This is a genomic window from Pseudonocardia sp. ICBG1142 (genome assembly GCF_020496255.1).
GTDB lineage: Bacteria > Actinomycetota > Actinomycetes > Mycobacteriales > Pseudonocardiaceae > Pseudonocardia.
This window is the reverse complement of the sequence record NZ_JAHLJC010000031.1, coordinates 459,593-485,202: the sequence shown is the minus strand read 5'-3', so window position 1 is coordinate 485,202 and position 25,610 is coordinate 459,593. Positions and strand designations below refer to the sequence as shown.

The window sequence follows — 25,610 nt, the reverse complement described above, 5'->3', positions numbered from 1 at the left end:
CCGCTCAGCGGTGCGGCACGCGCAGCAGGTCGAACCGCATCGCGCGGGCCAGCGTGAACCCCATCGCCTCGTAGAGCCGGATCGCGCCGTGGTTGTCGGCGGCCGTGTGCAGCACGGGGCGCTCGCCGCGGGCGACGATCCCGGCTGCGACGGCGTCGACCAGGCGGCGGGCCAGACCGCGGCCGCGGTACTGCGGGTCGGTGCAGACCGCGCTGATCTCGGTCGCCCCGGCGGCACCCTCGCCGCCGAGGCGCATCCGCTCCCCCGCCATCGCGACCAGCCGGCCGTCGTGGCGGACGCCGAGGTAGCGGCCCAGCTCGGCGGTGCGCGCCAGCCACGGCCCCGGCCGGGTGCGCGCGGTGAGATCCGCCATCTCCGGCCGGTCCGCCGGGCCCAGCTCGACGACGTCGTCGGCGGCCGCGCCCGGCACCGCGGAGCCGTCCATCTGCACCCCGGGGATCGCACGGAGCAGCTCCCAGCCCGCCGGGACCCGGGGTGGCCCGTCGGCGGAGCGCACGACGACCACCTCCTCGCCCGGCCCGCACAGCGCCGCGAGGTCGGCCCAGTCACCGGCGCTGCCGTGGCCGTCCCGGTCGAGCGGGAGCGCCCCGAACGGCGACACCTCCGGGTCGAAGCGCACCGCGCCACCGCGGGTCGCGCCGAAGGCGCCGAGCCGCCCGCGCAGGGTGGCGGTCACCGGGTCGTTCAGGACGGACTCGAGGCGATCGGACACGTCGGGCACGGAGGTCATCGTGCCCCGGCTCCCCGGCCCCGCGGCGCGGGGGTCGGCTACCGTGCCCGCGCCCCCGGACCAGCCACCGAGTCCGCCACAGAGTCCGCGACCGTGCCCACCACCGAGCCCGCCAGCGATCACGCACCAGTACGACCGGAGCTGCCATGTCCATCGTCTCCGACGCCTTCACCACCCGTCACGGGGCGGCCCCGACCGGGGTCTGGTTCGCCCCGGGGCGGGTCAACCTGATCGGCGAGCACACCGACTACAACGACGGGTTCGTGCTGCCCTTCGCGCTGCCGCACCGGGCCGTCGTCGCCGCCGCGCCCGCGACCGGTGGCCGCAGCCGCGTCCGGTCGGTGCAGGAGCCCGGCGGGGCGGTGGAGTTCTCCGCGGCGTCGGTGGTGCCGGGCCAGGTCCCGGGGTGGGCCGCCTACGTGGCCGGGACCTGCTGGGCGTTCCGCGAGGCCGGGTACCCGGTGGGCGAGGTCGAGCTGGAGCTGGACTCCGACGTGCCGGTCGGGGCGGGGCTGTCGTCGTCGGCCGCGGTGGAGTGCGCGGTCGGCGTCGCGCTCGCCGGGCTGGCCGGGATCGACGTCGACCCCACGACGCTGGCCCGGATCGCGCGGCGCGCGGAGAACGAGTTCGTCGGCGCCCCCACCGGCGGGATGGACCAGATGGCCTCGATGCACGGCCGCGCCGGTCGGCTGGTGTTCCTCGACACCCGCGACGACACCGTCGAGCTCGTCCCCTTCGACCTGCCGGCGCACGGCCTGGAGCTGCTGGTCGTCGACACCCGTGCGCCGCACGCACACGCCTCGGGCGAGTATGGGGCTCGGCGCGCCGACTGCGAGGCCGCGGCCGCCGCGCTCGGCGTCGCGGCCCTGCGCGACGCGGGCCCGGACGACCTGCCCCGCATCGCCGACGAGCGGATCCGCCGCCGGGCCCGGCACATCGTGACCGAGAACGACCGGGTCGTCGAGACCGTGCGCCTGCTCACCGGCGGCGCGGACCCGCGGGCGATCGGGCCGCTGCTCGACGCCTCGCACGCCTCGATGCGCGACGACTTCGAGATCACCGTCCCGCACGTCGACGTGGCGGTCGAGGCGGCCCGCGCCGGCGGCGCGACCGGCGCCCGGATGACCGGCGGCGGTTTCGGCGGCTGCGTGATCGCGCTGGTCGAGGCCGACGCCGCGGCCGCGGTCGCGGCGTCGGTGCGCGAGGCCTACGCACAGCGCGGCTGAACCGAGCCGGTCGTGTTCACCGGAACGCCGTCGGACGGGGCGGGCCGGCTGGCCTGACCGCATACCCCTTACGCCTTTCGCGGGCGGAACGGAATCGGTACAGTACGGAAGTGCCCGTCATGCGGGCCCTGGCACCGCTCGACCCGCACCCGTTCGCTTACCGAGGAGACGGCTCGTGCCGCACCCCCTTCCCGTCATGGCCCCCGCCGACGTCGTCGTGTTCGGCGGCACCGGCGATCTCGCGATGCGCAAGCTGCTGCCCGCGCTCTACCTCCGCGACCGCGACGGCCAGCTCGCCGACGACACCCGCATCGTCGCCGTGTCCCGCTCCGGAGTCGACGACCCCGGCTACCGCGACAAGGTCGACTCCGAGCTGCGGCGCACCGCGCCGCGCTGGGCCGGCCCCGACGCCTGCGCCGACGACGCGCAGCACCGCCGCTTCCTGGACCGGCTGCACCACGTGACCCTCGACGTCGCCGACGACGACTGGTCGCTGCTGTCGGACCTGATCGGGGCGCCCTCGCCGGGCCGCACCCGGGTGCTCTACCTCGCCTCCGCCCCGCAGCTGTTCGGCCGGATCTGCGTCGGCAGCGCGGCCGCCGGCATCGTCGACGAGCACACCCGCGTCGTGCTGGAGAAGCCGCTGGGCACCGACCTGGCGTCGGCGCAGGCGATCAACGACGAGGTCGGCTCGGTGTTCTCCGAGGAGCAGATCTACCGGATCGACCACTACCTCGGTAAGGAGACGGTGCAGAACCTGCTGGTCCTGCGCTTCGGCAACTCCCTGTTCGAGCCGCTGTGGAACGCCTCGCAGATCGACCACGTGCAGATCACCGTCGCCGAGTCGATCGGTGTCGGGAACCGCGCGGACTACTACGACGGTTCCGGCGCGCTGCGCGACATGGTGCAGAACCACCTGCTGCAGCTGCTGTGCCTGGTCGCGATGGAGCCGCCCGCCAAGATCGACGGCGAGGGCGTGCGCGACGAGAAGCTGAAGGTCCTGCAGTCGCTGCGGCCGCTCGACGGTCCGGACGTGGTGCGCGACACCGTGCGCGGGCAGTACGTCGAGGGGCTCGTCGACGGCACCGCGGTGCCCGGCTACGCCACCGAGCTGGCCGAGTCCCGCGCCGGGACCCCGCGGGAGCGGGAGCGCTCCTCCACCGAGACCTTCGTCGCGCTGCGCGCCGAGGTCGCCAACTGGCGCTGGGCCGGGGTGCCGTTCTACCTGCGCACCGGCAAGCGGCTCGCGACCCACGCGTCGGAGATCGTCGTGCAGTTCAAGCCGGTCCCGCACTCGATCTTCCCCGCGTTCGGCGAGGAGATCCCGGCCAACCGGCTCGTCCTGCGGCTGCAGCCCGACGAGGGCGTGCGGCTGCACATGACGGCCAAGCAGCCCGGCCCCGGCGGGATCCGCCCGATCCCGGCGCCGCTGGACCTGAGCTTCGCCCGCACCTTCGGCGACCGGCTGCCCGACGCCTACGAGCGGCTGCTCATGGACGTGCTGCGCGGCAACCCGACCCTGTTCATGCGCCGCGACGAGATCGAGGCCGCGTGGCGGTGGGCCGAGCCGATCCTGCGGACCTGGGAGGCGACCGACCAGCGGCCGCGCCCCTACAGCGCGGGCAGCCACGGCCCGGCCTCGGCCACCGCGCTGATCGAGCGCGACGGCCGGGCCTGGCACGAGGACTACTGAGCCGGGCTCAGCCGCCGATCCGCTGCACGGCGAACGTCGTGGCGGCGGTCCGGTCGCTCGCGTAGCGGTAGTGCCCCGAGCCGGTCGCCCCGCGCTGGCAGAAGTTGTCGGTGGCGTTGCAGTAGGAGCGGATCGAGGACGCGTAGGCCGACAGCGTGCCGCGCGAGCGGGCGAACACGCCGTTGCGGGCCGCGGAGTAGCTGCCGGTGTTGTAGCTCTCGCGGCCGTTGAACGTCGGGTCGCCGAAGAGCAGCACGGCCGGGATGCGGTCGGCGCCGGGTACGCCGCCCGCGGCCAGGGTGTCCCCGATGACCTGGGCGCCCTGCGAGTAGCCGATCAGGACGAACCGGGTGGACGGACACTGCGCGGAGGTCGCCGCCAGCCTGCTGCGCAGCGCGGACACCCCCTGGCGCACGCTGCTCGCGTAGTTGCCGAGCGAGGCCGGGTAGACCAGGTCGTGGGTCCGGACGGTCTGCGCGGACCGTGACTGGATCGACGACGCCTGCGGGCCCGCGATGCTGCCGCCGCCCTGGGCCTCGGTGCTGCCGCGTACGGCGATCGTCTCGATCTGCGGGCACCCGGTCGGCGGGGCGGGTGCCGCGCCCGCCGTGGGGGCGGCGACGACGCCTGCCAATGCGATGCCGACCGCGGCCGCGATCCCGGTGACGACGCTCCTGATCTGCACGGCTGGTTCCTCCCACCGACCGACGCCGATCCTCCGATCGGGTGCGTCCAGTGGGCCACGTGCGCGTTCGATCGATGATCGTCGCGCGCCCGGATGCCACCGTCGGGCGGCGAACGGACGACGAGCGGTCGCCGCGTCGTCAGCTCCGGCAGCGGTCCGCGCTGTAGAGGTGCGAGTCCGGGAAGTGCCGGGCCGCGAGCGCCTCGCCGACGATGATCACGGCGGTGCGCTGGATGCCTGCCTCGTCGACGGCCTTGGGCATCTGCTCCAGGGTCCCCCGCAGCGCGATCTCGTGTGCGCGCGACGCGTGCGCCACCACCGCGGCCGGGCAGTCGCCGCCGTAGGACGGGGCGAGCGCGTCGACGACCTCGGCGATGCGGTGCACGGCCAGGTGCAGCACGACGGTGCCGCCGGCGTTGCCCAGCTTGTCGAGACCCTCGTTCTCCGGCATCGGGGTCGCGCGCGCCGCGATCCGGGTCAGGGTGACCGTCTGGGCGACCGTGGGGACGGTGAGCTCGCGGCCCAGCGCCGCGGCCGCCGCCGCGTAGGCCGGGACGCCGGGGCACACGTCGTAGGGCACGCCGGCCGCCTCCAGCCGGCGCATCTGCTCGGCCATCGCGGAGAACACCGACGGGTCACCGGAGGCGAGCCGGGCGACGTCGAGCCCGTGCCGGTGCGCGCGCACCATCTCGTCCAGGATCTCGTCGAGCGTCATCAGCGCCGTGTCGACGGTGCGGGCCCCGGGCGGGCAGATCTCCAGCATCTCCAGCGGCACCAGGCTGCCCGCGTAGAGGCAGACCGGGGAGGCCGCGATCAGGTCGCGGGCCCGCAGGGTCAGCAGGTCGACGGCACCGGGTCCGGCCCCGATGAAGTGCACCGTCACGGTTCGGTCCTCACGAGGGGTTCCTCCAGCTCCACAGGGTCACGGGCATGGCGGGGCGCCATCCGTGGAAGCCGCCGACGGGGACGGCGCGGGCGACCTGCACCCGCACGAGGTCCCCGCCGTGTGCGGCGTGGGCGGCGGCCAGGGCCGCCTCGGTCTGCACCGTGACCGCGTTGGCGACCAGGCGGCCGCCCGGTCCCAGCGCGGCCAGGCAGGCGTCGAGGACGCCCTCGCGGGTCAGCCCGCCGCCGACGAACACGACGTCGGGGCGTTCCAGCCCGGCCAGCACGTCCGGCGCGGGGCCGGTCACCACCCGCAGGCCGGGGACGCCGAGGGCCGCGGCGTTGGCGGCGACCCGGTCGGCGCGCTCGGGGCGGCTCTCGACGGCGATCGCGCGGCACCGCGGGTGCGCCCGCATCCACTCGATGCCGATCGAGCCGGACCCGGCGCCGACGTCCCACAGCAGCTCCCCCGCGCGCGGCGCGAGGTGGGCGAGGGTGACGGCGCGGACCTCGCGCTTGGTGAGCTGTCCGTCGTGGTCGTAGGCGTCGTCGGGGAGACCGGGCGTCTCCCCCGGCGGGACCAGCCCGGCGTCGGGCACGCACTCGACCGCGACGACGTTCAACGCGTCCGCCTCGCCCCGCCAGGCCGCGGCGGTGGCGGACACCCGGCGCTCGTCGGGCGCGCCGAGCCGCTCCAGGACCGTCATCCGCGACCCACCCCACCCGGCGCCGGTGAGCAGCCCGGCGATCTCGGTGGGCGACCCGGCTCCGGCCGAGAGCACGACCAGCCGGGCGTCCGGGGCCAGTGCCCGGCGCAGCGCGTCGAGTGGGCGGCCGACGACGCTGAGCACCGCGACGTGCTCCGAGCCCCAGCCCAGGCGGGCGCACGCGAGCGCCACCGACGACGGGTGGGTCAGCACCCGCAGCCGGTCCGGCCCGGCGACGCGGGCGAGCGTGGCGCCGATCCCGAAGAACATCGGGTCGCCGGAGGCGAGCACCGCGACGCGGCGGCCGGACAGCTCGTCGAGGATCCCGGGCAGCGCCGGGACCAGCGGCGACGGCCACGCCCGCCGCTCCCCGGCGACGTCGGCGGGCAGCAGGTCGAGCTGGCGGGGCCCGCCGAGCAGCACCTCGGCGTCGCGCAGGGCGTCGCGGTGGGTCTCCGGCAGCCCGGCCCACCCGTCGGCGCCGACCCCGACGACGGTGAGCGGGTCACCCACCGGTCTTGTCCGTGACCCCGGCGGCGTCGAAGGTGGCGACGTCGGCCATCGCCCGCGCCGCGCCCTGCAGCACCGGCAGCGCGAGCAGCGCGCCGGTGCCCTCGCCGAGGCGCATGTCGAGCTCCAGCAGCGGCGCCAGGCCGAGGTGGTCCAGGGCGAGCGCACCGCCTGGCTCGGCGGACCGGTGCCCACCCAGGCAGTAGCCGGCGACCTCCGGGGCGAACGCGGCGGCGACGAGCGCGGCGGAGCCGGCGATGATGCCGTCGAGCACCACGGGGGTGCGCAGCGCGGCGGCGCCCAGGACGAACCCGGCCAGCCCCGCGTGCTCCAGCCCGCCGACGGCGGCCAGCACCCCGAGCGGGTCGGCCGGATCGGGCCGGTGCCGCTCCAGGGCACGACGCACGACGTCGGTCTTGCGGGCCAGGGTCTCGTCCTCGACGCCGGTGCCGCGCCCGGTCGCGACGGCCGGGTCGGCCCCGGTGAACGCACACACCAGCGCGGCCGCGGCGGTGGTGTTGGCGATGCCCATGTCCCCGGTGAGCAGGCAGCGGTTCCCGGCGGCGACCAGGTCTCGGGCGACCTCGATGCCGTGCTCCAGTGCCGCGCGGGCCTGCTCGCGGGTCATCGCGGGCCCGGCGGTCATGTCCGCGGTGCCGGACGCGACCTTGCGCGGGAGCAGCCCCGGGACGGTATCCAGATCGGCGGCCACCCCGACGTCGACGACGAGCACCTCCGCCCCGAGCTGACGGGCGAACGCGTTCACCACGGCACCGCCCGCGGTGAAGTTCGCGACCATCTGCGCGGTGACCTCCTGCGGCCACGGGGTGACGCCCTGGGCGTGCACGCCGTGGTCGCCGGCGAAGATCGCGACCGCAGCCGGGGACGGCACCGGCGGCACCTCGGCGCCGGCGATCCCGGCCAGCGCGACGGCGACGTCCTCCACCCGGCCGAGCGCGCCACGCGGCTTGGTCATGCGGTCGAGCCGGTCGCGAGCCGCGGCCCGGGCGGCCTCGTCGACCGGTGCGACGGCCTCCACGGTGGACTCCAGCAGCGCGGTGGGTGCGGCGCCGGGCAGCCCGCGGGCACCCCAGGTGTCCTGGTGCACCGCCCAGTCCAGCGGGCGGCGCCGGGCCCAGCCGTGCCGCTCCAGCTCGGGCCGGTCGGGGAAGGCGTCCACGTGGCCGACGCACAGGTAGGCGACGACCTCGACGTGTGCGGGCAGCCCGAGCAGCGCGCCGAGCTCGGTGAGCCCCTCGTCACCGAAGAACGACACCCAGCCGACGCCGAGGCCCTCGGCCCGGGCGGCCAGCCACAGGTTCTGCACCGCGAGGGCGGCGGAGTAGGGGCCCATCTCGGGCCGTTCGTGCCGGCCGAGGGTGTGGCGGCCGCCGCGGGTGGCGTCGGCGGTCACGACGACGTTCAGCGGGGTCTCCCGGATCGCCTCCACCCGGATCGCGCGCAGCGCCTCGGCGCGGGCGGCGGGCAGCGACGCGGCGTAGCGGTCGCGCTGGGCGGAGACCAGGGCGTGCACGCGCTCGCGGACGGCCGCGTCGCGGACCAGCACGAAGTCCCAGGGCTGGGAGAACCCGACGCTCGGAGCGGCGTGCGCGGCCGCCAGGACGCGGGTGAGGACGTCGTCGTCGACCGGGTCGGGCCGGAAGCCGGTACGGACGTCACGGCGGGAGTGCAGGACGTCGTAGAAGTCCGTCACGTCGGCATTCCTCCTGCGGTACACGGCACGGCGACGGATGAGACGACCACACGTCCGTCGAGGTGGTCAACTGTCCCGTCGGGTCGGTCGGGCACCTCACATGCGGGGTGGGGCATGCTCGACGACCGTGCTCTGCCCCTGCGGTACCGGCCGCCCCGAGGACACCTGCTGCGCCCCCGTGCTCGCCGGGCGCCCCGCCGCCACGGCGGAGGCCCTGATGCGCAGCCGTTACACCGCCTTCGTGCGAGGCGACCGCGCGTACCTGCTGGCGTCGTGGCACCCGTCGACGCGACCGCGGCGGCTGCGGCTGGAGCCGGGGTCGGTATGGACGGGACTGGAGATCGTCGCGCGTTCGGGCGGGACGATGTTCGAGACCGAGGGGACCGTCGAGTTCCGGGCCCACCGGACGGACGGGGTGCTGGCCGAGCGCAGCCGGTTCGTCCGGGAGGACGGGCGGTGGTTCTACGTCGACGGTGACGTCGGGTAGGTAACGCCCCGTGCCCCTCTGGCGACTCCGCGTGGACGGAGGGGTGGGGACGGTTGGCACGGCACGACAAGCGGGGCCCGGACGGCCGGTTCGTCAAGGCCGGAACCGGGGTGGGCGCGCTCCTGCTGGCGCTGTGGCTCGCCGTGTCCGGTGGAGGCCTCGGCAGCGGTGCGGCCGGCGGCGCGGCCGGAGCGGGGGCCGCGGCGTCGAGCGGGGCATCAGGATCCGCGGCAGCGAGCTCTCGCAGCGTCCGCGCGAAGGATCGGAACCAGTACGGCGCGGCTCGCCGGCTGGCCGGTGCAGGCCGTGAGGTCCGTCGTCTCGACGGCGACGTCCGCACCGACTGTGCCTCGGTCTCCTACGGCCGGGTGCGTGAGTTCTTCGCCGGTTCCCCGTGCGTCGCGGTCGGGCGGGCGTCGTTCGAGGTGCGCGAGCGCGGGGCCCGAGTGGTGGTTGCCGTCGCCGTCGTAGAGATGCCCGACATCACCGGCGCGGTCGAATTGAAGCGGCTCGTCGACACCTACGGCACCGGCAACGTCCGGGAGCTGCGGACACCTGAGGGGATTCGCTGGACGGGTCGCCATTATGCGTCGGGGCGTGACGAGGCGACGGTCGTGAACGCGCAGGCCGAGCCGGTCGGTGCCTCCGCGGTGGCCGCGCGGCTTGCCGAGGCAGTGGCCCGCGACGCCGCTCGGAACTGACGGCCCGGCACCCCGGGGAACGGGCGCCCGCACAGCGCGTTCGGGTGCGCGACGAGTGGCCTCCTGCCTGCGACGAAAGGCGTTCGATCGAACATATGGTCGAGTACCATGGTGAGGTGACCGCGACCCAGGAACCACCCGCCCACGCCACCGGCGTGGGCTCCGGCAGGTTCCGCTCCGGTGACCTCGCCCTGATCCAGCTCCTGATCGACCAAGCGATCGGCGACGACACCACCCTGTTCTCCGAGGCCGACCTGATCGACCAGGTCCAGCAGATCGAGTCCGTCCAGGCCTCCCTCGCCGCACTCCAGTCCACCCGCATCCGGGCGTTCGCCCGAGCCCACGTCGAGAACCGGCTCACCGACGACCGGACCGCCGGGAGCGACCGCGCCCGGACCGACCTCGAGCGGCTCCCCCGCAGTGTCGTCGCCCAGATCCAGCTCGCCTGCCGGGTCTCCACCACCGAGGCCCGCACCCGCCTCGCCAACGCCCGCGACCTGCACACCGGACTCGACCACATCCGCGGCCTCCACACCGCCGGCGAGCTCAGCGCCGCCAAGGTCACCGCCATCGCCGTCGAATGCCGCGACCTCGACCCACACCAGCGCAGACAGGTCGACACCCGCCTCGCCACACACGACCTCACCCGCCACGGCATCGGCCGACTCCGCGCCCTCACCCGCCACGGCATCGGCCGACTCCGCGCCCTCACCCGCCGACTCGTCGCCGAAATCGCCCCCGAACACTTCCGAGCCCGCGTCCACGCCGCCGCAGCCGAACGCCGGGTCACCCTGCGCCCGGCACCGGACGCGATGAGCTACCTCACCTCACCGCCTACCTCCCCGTCGCACAAGGCGCCGCCTGCCTCGCCGCACTGCAGAAAGCCTTCGTCCAAGCCCAGATCGACCCGGCACCCCTGACTCGCAGCCGCGGGCAGATCTTGGCCGACACCCTGGTCGAACGCGTCACCGGACAGACCACCGCCACCGCGGTCAACCTGGAAGTGCAGGTCACCGTCCCGGTCCAGGCGCTGCTCGACCCCACCTCCCCGCTCCCCGCGGAGATCCCCGGGCTCGGACCCGTCCCGGTCGAGCTGCTCGCCACCAGCGAGGGAACCTCATCCCTACGGCGGCTGCTCACCGACCAGGGCCTGGTCATCGGCGGCGACTCACGCCAACGCACCTTCACCGGACTCCTCGCCACCCTCGTCAAAGCCCGCGCGAACAACCGGTGCACCGAGCCCTACTGCGACGCACCCCTCCGCCACATCGACCACATCCACCGCCACACCGACGGCGGACACACCGAACTCGACAACGGACGCGGAGTGTGCGAGTTCCACAACCACATCCGCGAACAACTCGGCTGGCACGTGGCCCGCGGTCCGGACGGGGTCACGACCACGACACCCACCGGACACACCTACCTCGCACCCGACCCACCGTGAGCGGCCGGGCGTCGTCGCGGCTAGCGTGCCGGGACGTGGACCACTCCCCGTTCGGCGACGACCCCACCGGCGGACCGCTGGACGGCGTGCTGGTGGCCGACTTCTCCCGCGTGCTCGCCGGGCCCTACGCCACGATGATGCTGGCCGACCTCGGCGCGACGGTGATCAAGGTCGAGGGCCCGGGCGGCGACGACACACGCACCTGGAAGCCCCCGGTGGTCAGCGACCCCGAGCAGGGCGAGATCTCCACCTACTACCTGTCGATCAACCGGAACAAGCGGTCGGTCGTGCTCGACCTGACCGACCCGGGCGACCTCGCGGCGGCACGGGAGCTGGCGCGGCGGGCCGACGTCGTCGTCGAGAACTTCCGGCCGGGTGGTGCGGCGCGGTTCGGGCTGGACCACGACAGCGTCGCCCGTGACAACCCCGGGGTCGTGTACTGCTCGATCACCGGGTTCGGGGCCCGCGGCGGCGCCCACCTGGCCGGCTACGACCTGCTGGTCCAGGCGGTGTCCGGGCTGATGAGCCTGACCGGCGACGCCGACGGCCCCCCGTTCCGCGCGGGGGTCGCGGTCTTCGACGTCCTGACCGGGCTGCACGCGGCACTCGCCGTCAGCGCGGCGCTGCGGCACCGCGACCGGACCGGGCAGGGCCAGCTGCTGGAGACCAACCTGCTGTCGGTCGCGATGTCCACCCTGGTCAACCAGAGCGAGGCCTACGTCGCCGCCGGCGCGGTCGGCCGCCGGATGGGCAACGCCCACCCCAGCGTGTTCCCGTACCAGCCGATGCCCACCGCGGACGGCGACCTCATCGTCATCGCCGGCAACGACGGCCAGTTCCGCAAGCTCGCGACCGTCCTCGGCGACCCGGCCATGGCGCAGGACCCGCGCTTCGCGACCATGTCCGACCGGATCGGCCACCGCGAGGAGATCGAGCAGCGGCTGCGCGCCCGCCTCGCCACCCGCACCGCCCAGGAGTGGTACGACGCGATCACCGCCGCCGGTGTGCCCTGCGGCCCGATCAACACCGTCGACGGCGGTGTCGCCCTCGCCGAGGAGCTCGGACTCGACCCGGTCGTCCGGGCCGACGACGCCGCCGCCATCCCGACCGTCCGCAACCCGGTCGGCTGGTCGGCCACCCCGCCGTCCTACCGCCGCTCTCCCCCGCCGCTCGGGGCCGACTCCGCCGAGGTCCGGGCCTGGCTCGACCGCGACGGATGACCCCGCTATCGGATAGTGTCAGTATCCACAGCCCGCCGCACGAGGGAGTGGACCGATGGCGCCCTACACCCGCACGACCAACCAGCCGACCGAGGACCAGGTCGTCGTGTTCCTGATCGGGATGCGCTTCAACAAGCCCTGGAAGGTCCGGGCGTGGCTCCCGGTCGTGACCGCGATGGCCGGGATGCTGCGCGAGCTGGAACGCGAGCCCGCCCACGGGCTGCTCGGGACCCGCTCGGGGATCGGCCCCGGCGGTCCGCTGCTCGTCCAGTACTGGCGCGACCGCGAGTCCCTCTACGCCTACGCGAGCGACACCACGGCGACGCACCGGCCGGCCTGGGCCGCGTTCAACCGGCGGGCCCGCCGCTACCCCGGGGCCGTCGGCATCTGGCACGAGACCTTCGTCGCCGGGGAGTTCGAGACCGTCTACGGGGACATGCCGGCATCGGGGCTGGCGAAGGCGCTGGGGGTCCGGGAGGTCGACGCCGCGACCGACGACGGACGCCGCAGGCTGGACGCCTCCCGGCACGCCACCTGACCCTCCTGTTGCGGCCCGCAACACCCCGCCGGAGGATCAGCGGATGAGTTCGGGGGCAGGGACGGCGAAGCGGCCGTCGCAGTGGGCGATCTGGTTCTTCGGGGCACTCGGCGGGATCCTGTGGGGGTACGACACGGGCGTCATCTCCGGGGCGATCCTGTTCATCCCCGACGACATCCCGCTGTCCTCACTGGAGCAGGGCACCGTGGTGTCCGGGCTGCTCGTCGGCGCGATGCTCGGGGCGGGTGTCTCCGGCAAGCTCGCCGACACCCTCGGCCGACGGCCGCTGATCCTGCTCGGCGGCATCGTGTTCGTCGTCGGCACGCTCGGCGCGGCCCTCGGGGTGAACGTCGCGATGCTCGTCGGGTTCCGGTTCGTGATGGGCGTCGGCGTCGGGATCGTGTCGGTGGTCGTGCCGATGTACCTGTCCGAGCTGGCCCCGGCCCGGATCCGCGGGCGGCTCACCTCGCTCATGCAGCTGCTGGTGACGGTCGGGATCTTCCTCGCCTACGTCGTCGACTACGCCTTCGCCGACGCCCGGGACTGGCGCTGGATGATCGGGCTCGGCGTGATCCCCGCGGTCGTGCTCGCGATCGGCATCTACACCCAGCCGGAGAGCCCCCGCTGGCTGGTCGCACACGGACCCGGCGGTGACGAGGACGGTGTCACCACGGCCCGGGCCGTCCTGGAGCGGCTGCGCGGCACCCCGGAGGCGGCCGAGGCCGAGCTGTCGGAGATCCGGGAGAGCGTGCGCGTCGAGCGCGAGCACACCGAGAAGGTCGCGATCGGCACGCTGTTCTCCCCGCGGCTGCGGCGGCTGACCCTGATCGGGATGCTCCTGGTGTTCTTCCAGAACTTCGTCGGCATCAACACGATCATCTACTACGCGCCGACCCTGCTCACCGACGTCGGCTACGGGGCGACCGACGCGATCGGCGCCAACGTCGCCATCGGTGCGGTGAACATGCTGATGACGCTGCCCGGGATGTGGCTGATCGACCGCGCCGGGCGACGCCCGCTGCTGCGGTGGGGCGCGGTCGGCATGTGCCTGGCGATGATCGTCCTGGCGGTCACGAACCTGATCGGCCTGGAGCAGGGACCGCTGCTGCTCGGCCTGACGCTGGCCGGGATCGTCGTCTACATCGCCTCGTTCTCGATCTCCTGGGGCCCGGTGCAGTGGGTGCTGCTGCCGGAGCTGTTCCCGCTGCGGGTACGCGCCGGCGCGGTCGCGTTCTGCGTGACGTTCAACTGGCTGTTCAACATGACCGTCGCGCTGCTGTTCCCGTCGCTGCTCGAGGCGTTCGGGGCGGGCTGGAACTTCCTGTTCTTCGCGGTGACGACGGCCGCCGCCTACCTGTACGCGACGAGGCTCCTGCCGGAGACCAAGGGCCGCAGCCTCGAGGAGATCGAGAAGGACCTGGCGGGCCCGGTCACCGCATGACCGGCGGGACGTGCGCGGTGACCTGCGGGGCGTCGTGGCGGTACCGCTCGACGGCGACCGCGCACAGCTGACCGCTGCAGCCCTGCGCGAAGCTCGACGTCCCGCGGTCGCGGGTCACGGCGTTCGGGTTGCCGTGCACGCAGAGGCCGTCGTCGCCGAACTCGGGACGGTCCGGGTCGGGGCGCGGGTCCCACCACGCCCCGGTCGGCAGCTGCAGCACGCCGGGCCGGATGTCGTCGGTGACCCGCGCCGCGGCCAGACAGGCACCGCGGTCGTTGTGGATGCGGACGACGTCGCCGTCGCCGATCCCGAGCCGGGCGGCGTCGTCGGGGTGGATGCGCACGACCTCGCGCCCGGAGCGTTTCGCCCCGGCCGAGTGGGCGCCGAAGTCGAGCTGGGAGTGCAGCCGGGTCGCCGGCTGGTTGGAGACCAGCCAGAACGGGTGCCGGTCGTCGGGGACCTCGGTCGGCTCGATCCACGCGGGGTGGCCGGGGTGGTCGGGCAGCCCGAGCGCGGCGATCGGGCCGGACCCGAGCTGGACGCGGCCGGACGCCGTCGGCAACGGGTGCCGGGCGGGGTCGGCGCGGAAGCGGCCGAGCACCCCGCCGTCGTCGGGACGCTGGGGCAGCTCCAGCTCGCCGCGCTCCCAGAACTCCTCGAACGACGGCGCGTCGAGTCCCCGGTCGGCCAGGCCCTTGCGGGTGCGGTCGTACATGTCGACCAGCCACTCGTGCGACGTCCGGCCCTCGGTGAAGGCCTCGCCGTGCCCGAGCCGCGCGGCCAGGTCGGCGAGCACGTCGTAGTCGTCGCGGGCCTCGCCGTGCCGGGGCACGAGCTGCTTCATCGCGACGACGAGCGGGTCGGAGCTGGTGGCGCCGATGTCGTCGCGTTCCAGGGTCGTCGTCGACGGCAGCACGACGTCGGCGTGCCGCGCCGTCGCCGTCCACATCGGGTCGTGCACGACGAACGTGTCGAGCTCGGCGACCGCACGCCGCAGCCGGCGCAGGTCCTGGTGGTGGTGGAACGGGTTGCCCCCGGCCCACCAGGCCATCCGCACGTGCGGGTAGGTGTGGTCGACGCCCTGGTAGGAGTAGGTCTCCCCGGGGCGCAGCAGCATGTCCGCGACCCGCGCGACCGGGATGAACGAGGTCACCGGGTTGGGCGCCCGGGAGAACGTGGGCACCGGCACCGCGTTGCGCGGGCGCCCGTAGTGCCCGAGCGACCCGAGGCCGTAGTTGAAGCCGCCCCCGGACAGGCCGATCTGGCCGAGCACCGCGGCGAGCGCCGTCCCGCCCCACACCGGCTGCTCGCCGTGCTCGGCGCGCTGCAGCGACTGCGCGACGGTGACCAGGGTGCGGCCGTGCGCCATCCGCCAGGCCAGCTCCCGGATCGTCGCGGCCGGGATGCCGGTGATGTCCTCGGCCCACCCGGCGTCGCGCGCCGGGGCGGCGAACAGGTACTCGCGCAGCCGGTCCCAGCCGTCGCAGTGCGAGGCGAGGAAGTCGGTGTCGGCCCGCCCCGCCTCGACGATCGTGTGCATGAGCGCCAGCATCAGGGCGACGTCGGTGCCCGGCCGGATCGGCAGCCAGGTGGCGTCGAGGGCCTCCGGCAGATCCGGGCGCAGCGGGCTGACCAGCACGAACACCGCGCCCCGTTCACGCGCGGCACGCATCGCCCCGCGCTCGACGTGCCGGCTGACCCCGCCCGCGGCGATCGCGGAGTTCTTCAGCGCCATCCCGCCGAACGCGACGACGGTGTCGGTGTGCGCCGCGACCTGGTCCCAGGTCACCGCGTAGCGGGTCACCGCGTCGAAGGTGCCCAGCACGTGCGGCAGGACCACCTCGGCGGCACCGCCGGAGTAGGTGTTGACCGAGCGGGTGTAGCCCCCGGTCAGCGCCAGGAACCGGTGCAGCTGGCTCTGCGCGTGGTGGAACCGCCCGGCCGACGCCCAGCCGTAGGAGCCGCCGTAGACGGCCTCGTCGCCGTGGGTGGAACGGACCCGGTGGGTCTCCTCGGCGAGCCGGTCGAGCACGGCGTCCCAGGACACCGTGCGATAGCCGTCGCGCCCGCGGCCGGGGTCACGGCCGGGGCCCCGGTCCCACCAGCCGCGGCGCACCGCCGGTGCGGCGACCCGGGCGGCGTGCCCGACGGCCGCGGGGACGTTGTCCAGCACCGGCGACGGGTCCGGGTCGCCGGGGTGCGGGCGGACCCGCAGCCTGCTGCCGTCCCAGCGGGCGTGGAACACGCCCCAGTGCGCGCTGTGGGTCCTCACGTTCTCGGTCACCACGGCCCACCGTAACCCGCACGAACCCGCATGCGGAGGCCTGCATACGGGAACGCCTGCCGCATGACGACGACCGCGGAACTGCTGACCGACCACGTCGGCCGGATCGACGAGCTCGTGCGCGAGGTGGTCGACGGCCTGTCCGAGGCCGACCTCGCCCGCCGCCCGGAGGGTGCGGACGGCCCCGGCAACCCGATCGGCTGGCTGGCGTGGCACCTGCTGCGGGTGCAGGACGACCACGTCGCCGAGGCCTTCGACGCCGAGCAGGTCTGGACCGGCGAGGGCTGGGCCGAGCGGTTCGGCCTCGACCTCGACCCCGCCGACACCGGGTTCGGGCACACCTCGGCGCAGGTCGACGCCGTGCGGACGACCGCCGACCTGCTGACCGGCTACGGCGCGGCGGTGCACGAACGCACCGTCGGGCACCTCGCGGGCCTCGCCGACGAGGACCTGTCGCGTGTCCTGCCGCCCACCTGGGGGGAGAACGTGACCCTCGGCGAACGCCTGGTCAGTGTGGTCGGCGACGACCTCCAGCACGCCGGTCAGGCGGCCTATCTGCGCGGGCTGCTGGGAGTGTGACCCCGCCCGCCACCTAGGCTGGCTCCGATGGCCACCGCACCTGCACGCGTCCCCGACCTGACCGCTCTCGCCCTGCTCCGTGACATCGCCTGCTCCGGGAGCATGGCCACCGCGGCCGAGGGGCTCGGGCTGACGGTGCAGGCCGCGTCGGCGCGGATCCGGGCCGCCGAACAGCAGGCCGGCGGGCCGGTGCTCGAACGCGGCCGGCGGGGGCGCCGGTCGAGCAGCCTCACCACCCGCGGTGTCCTGCTCGTGGAGTGGGCGGGCCCGCTGCTGGCCGCCGCGGCCGACCTGGACGTCGCGGTCGCGGCCCTGCGCGACGAGCCGGCCGGGGAGGACGCGGTCGTCCTGGCGGCGAACCCGGTGGTCGCGGAGTGTCTGCTGCAGGGCTGGCTGGTCGAGCTGCGCGACGGTCCGGGCGGGCGGGTCGTGCTGCGCGACACCGCGGACCCCGCCGCGGCGGTCCGGTCCGGTGACGCGGCCGTCGGTGTGGTGTCCACGCCCGGCCCCCTGGAGGACCTGCACGCGGCGACGGTGGCGTCGGACCCGCTGGTGCTCGTCGTCGCCCCCGGGCACCCGTGGTCCGCGGTCGACGGTGTCGACGCCGCGGAGCTGGCGGGTACCCCGCTGCTCACCCGGCCGCCCGGTGCCGGGGCCCGGCCCGCGCTGGAGGCCGCGCTCGACGCCGCCGGTGCCGGTGAGCTCGCTGCGCCGCGTCGCGAGTACGCCGCGGACGCCGCCCTGCGTGCCGCCGTCCGCGCGGGTGCGGGCCCCGCGGTGCTGGGGCGTGCGGTGGTCGCCGCCGACGTCGCGGCCGGGTCCCTGGTCGTCGTCGACGTCCGCGGCCTCGACCTGACCCGGGAGTTCCGTGCCGTCTGGCGGGAGGGCACCTCCCCCCGCGGCACCGCCCGTGACCTGCTGCGCATCGCCACCGGCGGCCGCATCCGCTGACCCGGCCGCCGTCTCCCGGCGCGGCTCAGCCGGCCACGGCGGTGAGCAGCGCGTGCCCGGCCAGCGCCGCCGCGACACCGACGACGGCGCTGGCCGCCGCGTAGCCCACGGCGAGCGCGGTGCGACCCCGTTCGAGCAGCGACAGCGTCTCCCAGCCGAAGGTGCTGTAGGTGGTGAACGCCCCGCAGAACCCGGTGCCGAGCAGCGCGGCGAACCCCGGCCCGGCCGACGGGGTCAGCGCCACCACCGCACCCAGCACGAACGACCCCACCACGTTGATCACCCAGGTGCCCCACGGGAACGCCGACGGCGTCCGCGCCTTCACCGCGGTGTCGACCAGGTAGCGCAGCGGCGCCCCGACGGCCGCACCGAGGGCGACGAGCAGCGCCGTCATCGGGGGCTGCCCCCGGCGAGCGCGCGGGTCAGGCTCGCGCCGAGCGCCGTCGCGGCGACGGCGAGCACCGGGGTGCCGACCATCAGCGCGAGCGACCCCGGTGACCCGAACGCCGGCGCGGCGACGTCGACGGCGTAGGTGGAGAACGTCGTGTACCCGCCGAGCACCCCGACCCCGAGGGCCGGTCGGACCAGCGGGTGGGCGGAGAACCGCTCGGTGACCAGCACCATCAGCATCCCCATGAGCAGGCAGCCGGTGACGTTGATGATCAGCGTCGTCCACGGTGCCGGCGGGCCGACGAGCCCCAGCAGCCAGCGCACCTCGGCGCCCACCACCCCGCCGGCGGCGACGGCCGTGAGCACCGCCGGCCGGCCGGGCGCGCTCACGACGCGGCCTCCGCCCGGGCGGCGCGGCGCGCCGTGGGGAGGCCGATCGCGGCCGCGACCAGGCAGGCCACCGCCCCCAGCGCGAGCCCGCCGCGACCACCCCACTGCTCGCTGACCCAGCCGGCGATCGGGCCGCCGATCGGGGTGGAGCCGAGGAAGGCCACCGACCACAGCGCCATCACCCGCCCCCGCATGTGCGGGGCCGAGGCCAGCTGCAGCGTCGAGTTGCCGCCCGCCATGAACGCGACGCTGGCCATCCCGACCAGCCCCATCGCGACCAGCGCGACCCACAGCGACGGCGCGATCGCGGCGAGCCCCATGACCAGGCCGAACAGCAGCGCGGTGCGCACCAGCATCGGCACCCCGGTGCGCCCGTTCCCGGCGACGACGAGCCCCCCGACGACCGCGCCGACACCCATCGCGCCGGTCAGCCAGCCGTAGGTGCTCGCGTCGCCGCCGAAGGTCTGCGAGGCCACCACCGGCAACACCACCGGGAACTCGTAGGCCAGGCAGCCGATCAACGCCATCATCACCAGCGGGACCCGCAGCTCGGGGTTGTCCCGCACGTGCGCGAGTCCCTCGCGCAGCTGCCCGGGCGCCCGCGGCGCCGGCGCTGTGGGCACGAGCGCGGAGGTGTCCAGGCGCAGCAGCGAGGTCACGACGGCGACGAAGCTGACCGCGTTGACCGCGAAGCAGATCCCGGTCCCACCCGCGACGATGACCAGCCCGGCGACCGCGGGACCGACCGCGCGCGCGGCGTTGACCAGGACCGAGTTGAGGGTGACGGCGTTGCGGAGGTCGTCGGGGCCGACGAGCTCGTGCACGAAGGTCTGCCGGGCCGGGTTCTCGACGGCCTTGTTCAGCCCGAGCACCGCGGCCAGCACGTAGACGTGCCAGAGCGCGACGGTGCCGGTGAGGGTGAGCACGGCGAGCGCGGCGGCCTGCAGGCCCATCATCGTCTGCAGGCCGATCATCAGCCGTCGCCGGTCGAGCCGGTCCACCCACACCCCGGCGTAGGGCCCGAGGAGCAGCGTGGGCACGGTCTGGACGGCGACGACGGTGCCGAGCACGGCCGCGGACCCGGTCAGCTCGTAGACCAGCCAGGACTGGGCGATCGACTGCATCCAGGTGCCGACCAGGGAGATCGACTGACCGCCGACCCAGAGCCGGTAGTTGTGGCCGGACAGCGACGCGAAGGTCCGGGCGAGCGCCCGCCGGGGTGCCTGGTCCGGGCCGGCGGTCACCGTGCGTCCCGCAGGGCCGCGGCGAGCGCGTCGAGCGCGGGCAGCGCGGCCCGCAGCCGTGCGGTGTGGTCGGGGGTCAGGGCGTCGACGTGTGCGCCGAGCAGACGGGTGCGTTCCTCGCGCCGTCGGCGGTGCTCGGCCGCGCCCGCCTCGGTGACCGCGACGCGCACGGCGCGGCCGTCGTCGGGGTCGGTGTCGCGGACGAGCAGTCCCGCGGCCTCCAGCCTGCCGGCCAGACGCGACAGCATCGTGGGGTTGACCCCCTCGACGGTGGCGAGCTCCCCCATCCCGATGGGGCCGCGGACGGCGACGGTGCCGAGCACCGACAGGGCGCTGCGGGTGAGGTCGGAGCCGCGGGTGGCCCGGTCCAGGCCACGGGCGATCCGGGCCAGGTCCGTGCGCAGCCGCGCCAGCTCGTCGGGGTCGAGGCCGCTCATGCACACTCCATATGATTGCCTGTCGGCAAGCATATACCCGTGCAACGATCCGCGCCGCGTCGCGGACGCGTGGTGCGGCCCCGGTCAGGCCGAGGCGGCCCCGGCCTCCGACGCCCGGAGGCGGGAGGCGAGCCGCTGCAGGTCGTCCCGGAGGCGGAACAGCTCGTCCGTCGACATGCCGGTGGCCTTGATGACCTCGTCCTGCGCGGCGGCGGCCTGGTCCCGCAGCGCCTTGCCCTTCTCGGTGAGCGACACCTGCACGGTGCGCTCGTCGTCCGGGCGACGGGCGCGGGTGACCAGCCCGCGGCCCTCCAGCCGGGTCAGCATCGGCGACAACGTGCCGCTGTCGAGGAACATGCGCTCCCCGAGCTCCCGCTGGGGCACCGTCTCCTCGGCCCACAGCACGAGCAGGACCGCGTACTGGCTGTAGGTCAGCCCGATGGCGTCGAGGATCGGGCGGTAGCACCCGGTCATCGCGCGGGACGCCGAGTGGAGCGCGAAACAGAGCTGCTCGTCGAGCGCCAGCGGCGCCACGGTTCCGGGCTCGGTCATTCCCACAGGGTATGCGTTCGGCGTCGGGAGTACATCCGAGCCCGCGGGATCCGGCGTGCCGCGACGGCCCGCCGGGGTGGCCGCGACGAGGAACGGGTCCGGGGTGCGACCACCCCCGAAGCGGTCGCACCCCGGACCCGGGGCCCACGGACCGGAAGGCTCCCCAGCGCCCGGTCCGTGCAGGAGTTCGTGTCGTGCATTCGTGGCCCCAGGATTCCCCGGCCGTGCGCGGCTCAATCGCAAACAGGTCCGGTTCACCCGCACCGCCCAGTGCCGGCGCGCACCGTGGCCCGGTCGTCGGCACCGCGCTACGACAACGGGGTGACAGCGGGGTGACGGCGGACCGCTACGACGGTGGTACGGCGACCACCGGTGCCGGGAACGTCTGCACGGTCCGGGCGAGGATGCCCAGGGTCGCCCTGAGCGACGACGCGGAGATCACCGGGAACAGGTCGGAGTCGCGGTACTGCGGGTGGATGTCGGACCAGTCGCACCACGAGACGACCCGGGTGCCGCCGCCGTCGGCCTGGTCGACCGGCTCCAGCCGGTAGCCGTACACGTGGCCGACCGGCGGGCGCATGACGCCGACGATGGTCCAGGAGATCTCGCGGTCCGGCACGTAGCTCGCGATGTGCACGGTGACGTCGTAGCGCCCCATCGGACGGTCGCCGAGCGATTCGCGGTCCATGTGCACGACGAAGGTGTCCCCGGCCGCCGAGACCGGTTCGCCCTCGGCCGACATCAGCATGCCGGAGCTGTCGATGGCCACGTGCCCACGCGGGTCACGGAGCACGGCGAAGATCTCGGCCGGGCTCGCGTCGACGATGCGGGAGGTCTCGATCCGCTGGTCGCTCATGGAACCGATCATGCCCCGTCCCGGCCGGTCCGGCCCGGGACGGAGCACGACGATCGCGGGCTCAGGCGGCGGGACCGACCGGGAAGCGCAGGACGGCGCCGACACCGTCGGTGAGCGAGACCTCGTCGCCCGGGTGGACCAGCACGACGGCGGCATCGGTCGCGGCGGCCGCCCGGACGAGCACGTTCGCGGCCGGTCCGGACAGAACCGGGGTGTCACCGACGAGCTCGTCGGCCTTCTCCCCCACTGCCGCCGGGTCGGTCCCGGCGACCAGCTCGGTCCCGGGCACCGCGGACGGGTCGACCAGCAGCGTCTCGACGGCGTGCGCACGGGTGGCCCCGACGACGTCGCCGAGCCCGGTGACGGCGAGCCCGTCGTCGCGGCCGGAGGCGGTCGCGAAGCTCGAGACGGCCTCGCCGCGGCGGGCCTCGCGGACCTCGTCGGCCGCGGCGCGGACGGTGTCGTCGACCTGCTCGGGCGCCGTGCCGCCGGTGTTCTCGATCTCGGCCATGATCCCGGCCGAGGCCGGCGGGAGCTCGTCGCGCAGGCGGGCCCGGGACTCCGCGTCCCCGGCGACGACGAGCAGGTCCGCGTTGCCGCCGCGGACGATCGTGTCGACCCGCTCGGCGACGGCCCGGGCGTTGCGCTTCCAGGTCTCCTCGACCCGGGCGTCCGCGGAGCCCTCGCCGGGGCCTGCGACGTTCGCCTTGTGGACCGGGCCGCCGGAGTCGGTCGACACCTCCTCGACGGTGCCGTCGACACCGCGGATCCGACCGCCGGTCCGGTCGAGCGCGACGACGACGGTCGCCACGTCCTCCCCCACCGCGCCGAGCACGCCCAGCAGGTCCGGGACCGCACCCCAGGTCGCGGTCCCGCGCTCGGGCGGGACCTCGGTGTGCCGGTCGAGCAGCACCCGCGTCGCGTCGGCGACCAGTACCCGCCCGGCCGTGCCGTCGGGGGCGTCGGCGGCGGTCACGGCCTCGTCGAGGACGGCGAGCGCCGAGGAGTCGGCGCCGGAGTCGGCGAGGCGCTCACGCAGGTCGCGCCAGCGCAGGCGGTACTGCTCGGTCGCGTCGGCGGTGTCGTGCGTGGCGTCGAGCACGACGGTCGCGAAAGGGCCGTCGCTGTCGTTCAGGGGTCGGATCCAGTCGGTACGCATCGACCGTCGCCTTCCCGGCACACCGGTCGGCAAACGTCGCGCGGCTCAGGTCGACCACGCGTCCGCGGCGTCGGCGAGTGCGTCGGCGACCCCGCGGGGCAGCGGTCCCGACCCACGGTCGGCGGCCGAGAGCGCCCCCGTGACGCGGCCGTCGTGGCGGAGTGCGACCGCGACGGCGACCGCCCCGGGCAACAGGGCTCCGCTGGCGCCGCGTTCGAACCCGTCGGTGCGGATCCGTGCGCAGGTGTCGAGCAGCGCGGCGGCGGCGCCGGGGTCGCCGTCGTGCGCGGCCAGCGCCACCCGCTTGCGCTCGGCCGGGGCGAGGTGGGCGAGCAGGACCCGGCCGGCAGCGGTGTCGGGCAGCGGCGCGCGGACCCGGGCGGACAACGCCACGTCGAAGCTCTCGTCGGCGCCCGCCCAGTCGAGGTAGACGGCGTCGTCGCCGATCCGGGCGGCGAGGAGCACGGGCAGGCCGGTGTGCCGGGCCAGCTGGTCGAGTGCCTCGTGCGGGATCGCCGGGACGGGTGGTTCTCCCGCTCTCGCCGCGAGCATCCACGGCGCGGGCCCCAGGGTGTAGCGACGGTCGCGTTCGTCGAGGTAGCCGGTGGCGACGAGACCGTCGACGAGCTTCTGCACCGAGGACACCGGGGCACCGACGCGCCGGGCCAGCGCGGAGAGGGTGCTGCCGTCGGGGCGGCGCGCGGCGGCTTCGAGCAGACCAGCCACCCGGTCCACCGTCCGGTGGTGCTTACGCATATGGGTAAGGGTAGCTCGCAGGAGCGAGAGAAGTTAGCCATGCTCATGGAGAACGTGATCGCGGACCGACCGGAGGGAGCACGACATGGGTGGCGCACTGGACGGGCTGCGGGTGATCGACCTGGCCTCGGTGGTCATGGGCCCCTACGCCTGCCAGATCCTGGGTGACCTGGGCGCGGAGGTGATCAAGATCGAGCCGCCCGCCGGGGACATGACCCGCCGGACGCTGCCCCAGCGCCACCCCGGCATGGGTGCGCTCGCGCTGAACGTGAACCGCAACAAGCGCTCGGTCGCCCTCGACCTCAAGACCGACGCCGGGCGGGCCGTGCTCGACGACCTGCTCGACACCGCCGACGTGCTCGTCACGAACATGCGCCCCGGTGCGCTGGAGCGGCTCGGGCTCGATCCCGGGCGGGTCGCCGAACGCTTCCCGCGTCTGGTTCAGGTGCGGGCGCAGGGCTTCCGCAGCGACTCCGAGCTGGCCGACCGGGCCGCCTACGACGAGATCGTCCAGGCGTCCTCGGGGATGGTGGACCTGATGCGGCGGGCGACCGGCACCCCGTCGTACGCGCCGACGATCCTCGCGGACAAGGTGTGCGCGCTGACCATCGCCTACTCCACGCTGGCCGCGGTGATCCACCAGCGGGCCACCGGTGAGGGGCAGCTGGTCGAGGTCCCGATGACCGACACGCTGCTCGCGTTCAACCTGGTGGAGCACCTGTCCGGGCACACCTTCGTGCCCGCGGAGGGCCCGACCGGGTTCAACCGGTCGATGGCGGCCGGGCACGAGGCCGTCGCGACGAAGGACGGCTGGGCGTGCATCCTGCCCTACACCCCGCGCAACATCGCGGACTTCTTCGCCGCGGCCGGCCGTGAGGACCTGGCCGCCGACGAGCGGTTCGCCACCTCGCCGGCGATGGCGGCGCACCAGCCCGAGCTGTACGCGCTGATCGGCGAGCTCGCCCCGCAGCGCACCACCGACGAGTGGGCGGCGCTGTGCGCCGAGCACTCGATCCCGTTCGCGCCGGTGCTCGCCGTCGACGACGCCGAGACCGACCCGTACGTCACCTCCGGCGGTCTGCTGACCGAGGCCGAGCACCCCACCGAGGGCCGCTACCGCTCGATCGGCTTCCCGGTCCGGCTCTCGGCCACCCCGGCCGGGATGCGCACCCCCGCCCCCGCACTCGGTGCCGACGGCGCCGCGGTGCTGCGCGAGCTGGGGCGCACCGAGGACGAGATCGACGCGCTCGTCGCCGAGGGGGTGCTGGTCCGATGAGGGCCGCCGACGTCCTCGCCGCCGGGACCACCCCGCTCACCGCGCCGGCGTTCCCGCCCGGGGCGCACCGGTTCACCGACCGCGAGTACCTCAACGTCGTCTACCGCACCGACCCCGACGCGTTCCGCCACGCCCTGCCCGAGCCGCTGGTGGCCGGTGACCCGCTGGTCCGGTTCGAGGTCATGCACATGGGCGACGTCGACGGGTTCGGCCCCTACACCGAGTCCGGTCAGGCGCTGGCCTGTTCCTTCGACGGCGAGCAGGGCGAGTACCTGCACGGGATGTGGCTGGACAACTCGCCGGCCACCTTCGCCGGTCGCGAGCAGAGCGCCTATCCCAAGGCGTTCGGCACCCCGCGGCTGACCGTGGAGGACGGCGCGCTGGTCGGGACCCTGCACAAGGGGTCGCTGCCGGTCGCCGTCGCCACGATGGCCTACCAGCACGCCCCGCTCGATCCGGCCGAGGCCGCCGCGCAGATCGGCGTCCCGACGTTCATGGTCAAGCTCGTCCCCGGCCGCTCCGGCCCGGTCGACGCCCGCCTGGTCCGCACCCGGATCACCGACCTGACCGTGAAGCGCGCCTTCACCGGCCCGGCGCGGCTGCAGCTGTTCCACCACGTCCTCGCACCGCTGGCGGACCTGCCGGTGCGCGAGGTCGTCTCCGCATCGCACGTGCTCACCGACCTCACCCTGGCGCCGGTCGAGACCGTGCACGACTACCTGGAGCGCTGA

27 protein-coding genes are annotated in these 25,610 nt (G+C 74.9%); 13 read left to right on the top strand and 14 right to left on the bottom strand.

Going from position 1 to position 25,610, the window contains the following annotated elements:
• Positions 1-4 precede the first annotated feature (4 nt).
• Positions 5-742: a GNAT family N-acetyltransferase gene (locus tag KPL59_RS26495; RefSeq protein WP_308187956.1), complete on the bottom strand. Its 738-nt coding sequence runs from the start codon at positions 740-742 to the stop codon at positions 5-7.
• A gap of 155 nt (positions 743-897) precedes the next feature.
• Between KPL59_RS26495 and galK the strand changes: the two genes are divergently transcribed.
• Positions 898-1,977 (top strand): galactokinase, encoded by a 1,080-nt coding sequence (gene galK, locus KPL59_RS26490; protein WP_226362376.1) that lies wholly within the window; start codon positions 898-900, stop codon positions 1,975-1,977.
• 175 nt (positions 1,978-2,152) lie between these two features.
• Entirely contained in the window at positions 2,153-3,670 is a 1,518-nt protein-coding gene (gene zwf / locus KPL59_RS26485) for a glucose-6-phosphate dehydrogenase (RefSeq protein WP_226362375.1), read from the top strand.
• A gap of 7 nt (positions 3,671-3,677) precedes the next feature.
• On the opposite strand, the gene KPL59_RS26480 is transcribed toward zwf, so the two are convergent.
• The 4 genes from KPL59_RS26480 to cobT form a co-directional block, all read right to left on the bottom strand.
• A complete protein-coding gene (locus KPL59_RS26480) occupies positions 3,678-4,355 on the bottom strand; it encodes a cutinase family protein (RefSeq protein WP_226351078.1) in 678 nt (225 codons plus the stop codon).
• 139 nt (positions 4,356-4,494) lie between these two features.
• Positions 4,495-5,238, bottom strand: coding sequence for a precorrin-4 C(11)-methyltransferase (gene cobM / locus KPL59_RS26475; protein WP_226362374.1), 744 nt, complete (start codon positions 5,236-5,238; stop codon positions 4,495-4,497).
• 10 nt (positions 5,239-5,248) lie between these two features.
• The gene (gene cbiE, locus KPL59_RS26470) at positions 5,249-6,460 is read right to left on the bottom strand and encodes a precorrin-6y C5,15-methyltransferase (decarboxylating) subunit CbiE (RefSeq protein ID WP_226351076.1); all 1,212 of its coding nucleotides are present in this window, start codon (positions 6,458-6,460) and stop codon (positions 5,249-5,251) included.
• Entirely contained in the window at positions 6,453-8,171 is a 1,719-nt protein-coding gene (gene cobT / locus KPL59_RS37160) for a nicotinate-nucleotide--dimethylbenzimidazole phosphoribosyltransferase (protein WP_308187955.1), read from the bottom strand. Before cobT ends, cbiE begins: the two co-directional genes overlap by 8 nt.
• A 100-nt stretch (positions 8,172-8,271) precedes the next feature.
• On the opposite strand from cobT, the gene KPL59_RS26455 reads away from it, so the two are divergent.
• From KPL59_RS26455 to KPL59_RS26425, 7 genes are all read left to right on the top strand, one after another.
• A complete protein-coding gene (locus KPL59_RS26455) occupies positions 8,272-8,658 on the top strand; it encodes a YchJ family metal-binding protein (protein WP_075306530.1) in 387 nt (128 codons plus the stop codon).
• A gap of 53 nt (positions 8,659-8,711) precedes the next feature.
• A complete protein-coding gene (locus KPL59_RS26450) occupies positions 8,712-9,359 on the top strand; it encodes a hypothetical protein (protein WP_226362373.1) in 648 nt (215 codons plus the stop codon).
• A gap of 116 nt (positions 9,360-9,475) precedes the next feature.
• Positions 9,476-10,279 carry a DUF222 domain-containing protein gene (locus KPL59_RS26445; protein ID WP_226362372.1) on the top strand — a complete coding sequence of 268 codons (804 nt, stop codon included), beginning with the start codon at positions 9,476-9,478 and terminating at the stop codon, positions 10,277-10,279.
• A gap of 20 nt (positions 10,280-10,299) precedes the next feature.
• Positions 10,300-10,806: an HNH endonuclease gene (locus tag KPL59_RS26440; protein WP_226362371.1), complete on the top strand. Its 507-nt coding sequence runs from the start codon at positions 10,300-10,302 to the stop codon at positions 10,804-10,806.
• A 35-nt stretch (positions 10,807-10,841) separates the two neighbouring features.
• Positions 10,842-12,026, top strand: coding sequence for a CaiB/BaiF CoA-transferase family protein (locus tag KPL59_RS26435; RefSeq protein ID WP_226362370.1), 1,185 nt, complete (start codon positions 10,842-10,844; stop codon positions 12,024-12,026).
• Between the two features lie 55 nt (positions 12,027-12,081).
• Complete coding sequence (locus KPL59_RS26430; RefSeq protein WP_226362369.1) at positions 12,082-12,564, top strand: DUF4188 domain-containing protein; 483 nt, start codon at positions 12,082-12,084, stop codon at positions 12,562-12,564.
• A gap of 43 nt (positions 12,565-12,607) precedes the next feature.
• Positions 12,608-14,005, top strand: coding sequence for a sugar porter family MFS transporter (locus KPL59_RS26425; protein WP_226362368.1), 1,398 nt, complete (start codon positions 12,608-12,610; stop codon positions 14,003-14,005).
• Here the strand turns inward: KPL59_RS26425 and KPL59_RS37155 are convergent.
• A complete protein-coding gene (locus KPL59_RS37155) occupies positions 13,995-16,289 on the bottom strand; it encodes a molybdopterin-dependent oxidoreductase (RefSeq protein WP_226351072.1) in 2,295 nt (764 codons plus the stop codon). The two genes, KPL59_RS26425 and KPL59_RS37155, sit on opposite strands and share 11 nt — an antisense overlap.
• A 63-nt stretch (positions 16,290-16,352) precedes the next feature.
• Here KPL59_RS37155 and KPL59_RS26415 point away from each other — a divergent pair, with 63 nt between their 5' ends.
• On the top strand, positions 16,353-16,868 hold the full coding sequence (locus tag KPL59_RS26415; protein ID WP_226351071.1) for a DUF664 domain-containing protein: 516 nt from the start codon (positions 16,353-16,355) through the stop codon (positions 16,866-16,868).
• 27 nt (positions 16,869-16,895) lie between these two features.
• Positions 16,896-17,819 (top strand): LysR family transcriptional regulator, encoded by a 924-nt coding sequence (locus KPL59_RS26410; protein ID WP_226351070.1) that lies wholly within the window; start codon positions 16,896-16,898, stop codon positions 17,817-17,819.
• Between the two features lie 25 nt (positions 17,820-17,844).
• Here KPL59_RS26410 and crcB read toward each other — a convergent pair whose 3' ends face one another.
• From crcB to KPL59_RS26370, 8 genes are all read right to left on the bottom strand, one after another.
• Entirely contained in the window at positions 17,845-18,213 is a 369-nt protein-coding gene (crcB, locus tag KPL59_RS26405; RefSeq protein WP_020625581.1) for a fluoride efflux transporter CrcB, read from the bottom strand.
• Entirely contained in the window at positions 18,210-18,599 is a 390-nt protein-coding gene (locus tag KPL59_RS26400) for a CrcB family protein (protein WP_226351069.1), read from the bottom strand. The genes crcB and KPL59_RS26400 overlap by 4 nt, the downstream gene beginning before the upstream one ends.
• Positions 18,596-19,843 carry an MFS transporter gene (locus KPL59_RS26395; protein ID WP_075553934.1) on the bottom strand — a complete coding sequence of 416 codons (1,248 nt, stop codon included), beginning with the start codon at positions 19,841-19,843 and terminating at the stop codon, positions 18,596-18,598. The genes KPL59_RS26400 and KPL59_RS26395 overlap by 4 nt, the downstream gene beginning before the upstream one ends.
• Positions 19,840-20,280 carry a MarR family winged helix-turn-helix transcriptional regulator gene (locus KPL59_RS26390; RefSeq protein WP_226351067.1) on the bottom strand — a complete coding sequence of 147 codons (441 nt, stop codon included), beginning with the start codon at positions 20,278-20,280 and terminating at the stop codon, positions 19,840-19,842. Before KPL59_RS26390 ends, KPL59_RS26395 begins: the two co-directional genes overlap by 4 nt.
• A gap of 84 nt (positions 20,281-20,364) precedes the next feature.
• Positions 20,365-20,832 (bottom strand): MarR family winged helix-turn-helix transcriptional regulator, encoded by a 468-nt coding sequence (locus KPL59_RS26385; protein ID WP_020626520.1) that lies wholly within the window; start codon positions 20,830-20,832, stop codon positions 20,365-20,367.
• Positions 20,833-21,178: 346 nt separating this feature from the next.
• The gene (locus KPL59_RS26380; protein ID WP_226362367.1) at positions 21,179-21,688 is read right to left on the bottom strand and encodes an SRPBCC family protein; all 510 of its coding nucleotides are present in this window, start codon (positions 21,686-21,688) and stop codon (positions 21,179-21,181) included.
• 61 nt (positions 21,689-21,749) lie between these two features.
• Positions 21,750-22,847 (bottom strand): hypothetical protein, encoded by a 1,098-nt coding sequence (locus tag KPL59_RS26375; protein WP_226362366.1) that lies wholly within the window; start codon positions 22,845-22,847, stop codon positions 21,750-21,752.
• Between the two features lie 45 nt (positions 22,848-22,892).
• The gene (locus tag KPL59_RS26370; RefSeq protein WP_083907928.1) at positions 22,893-23,603 is read right to left on the bottom strand and encodes an IclR family transcriptional regulator; all 711 of its coding nucleotides are present in this window, start codon (positions 23,601-23,603) and stop codon (positions 22,893-22,895) included.
• A gap of 85 nt (positions 23,604-23,688) precedes the next feature.
• Here KPL59_RS26370 and KPL59_RS26365 point away from each other — a divergent pair, with 85 nt between their 5' ends.
• Positions 23,689-24,879, top strand: coding sequence for a CaiB/BaiF CoA-transferase family protein (locus KPL59_RS26365; protein WP_075553932.1), 1,191 nt, complete (start codon positions 23,689-23,691; stop codon positions 24,877-24,879).
• On the top strand, positions 24,876-25,610 hold the full coding sequence (locus KPL59_RS26360) for an acetoacetate decarboxylase (RefSeq protein WP_226362365.1): 735 nt from the start codon (positions 24,876-24,878) through the stop codon (positions 25,608-25,610). The genes KPL59_RS26365 and KPL59_RS26360 overlap by 4 nt, the downstream gene beginning before the upstream one ends.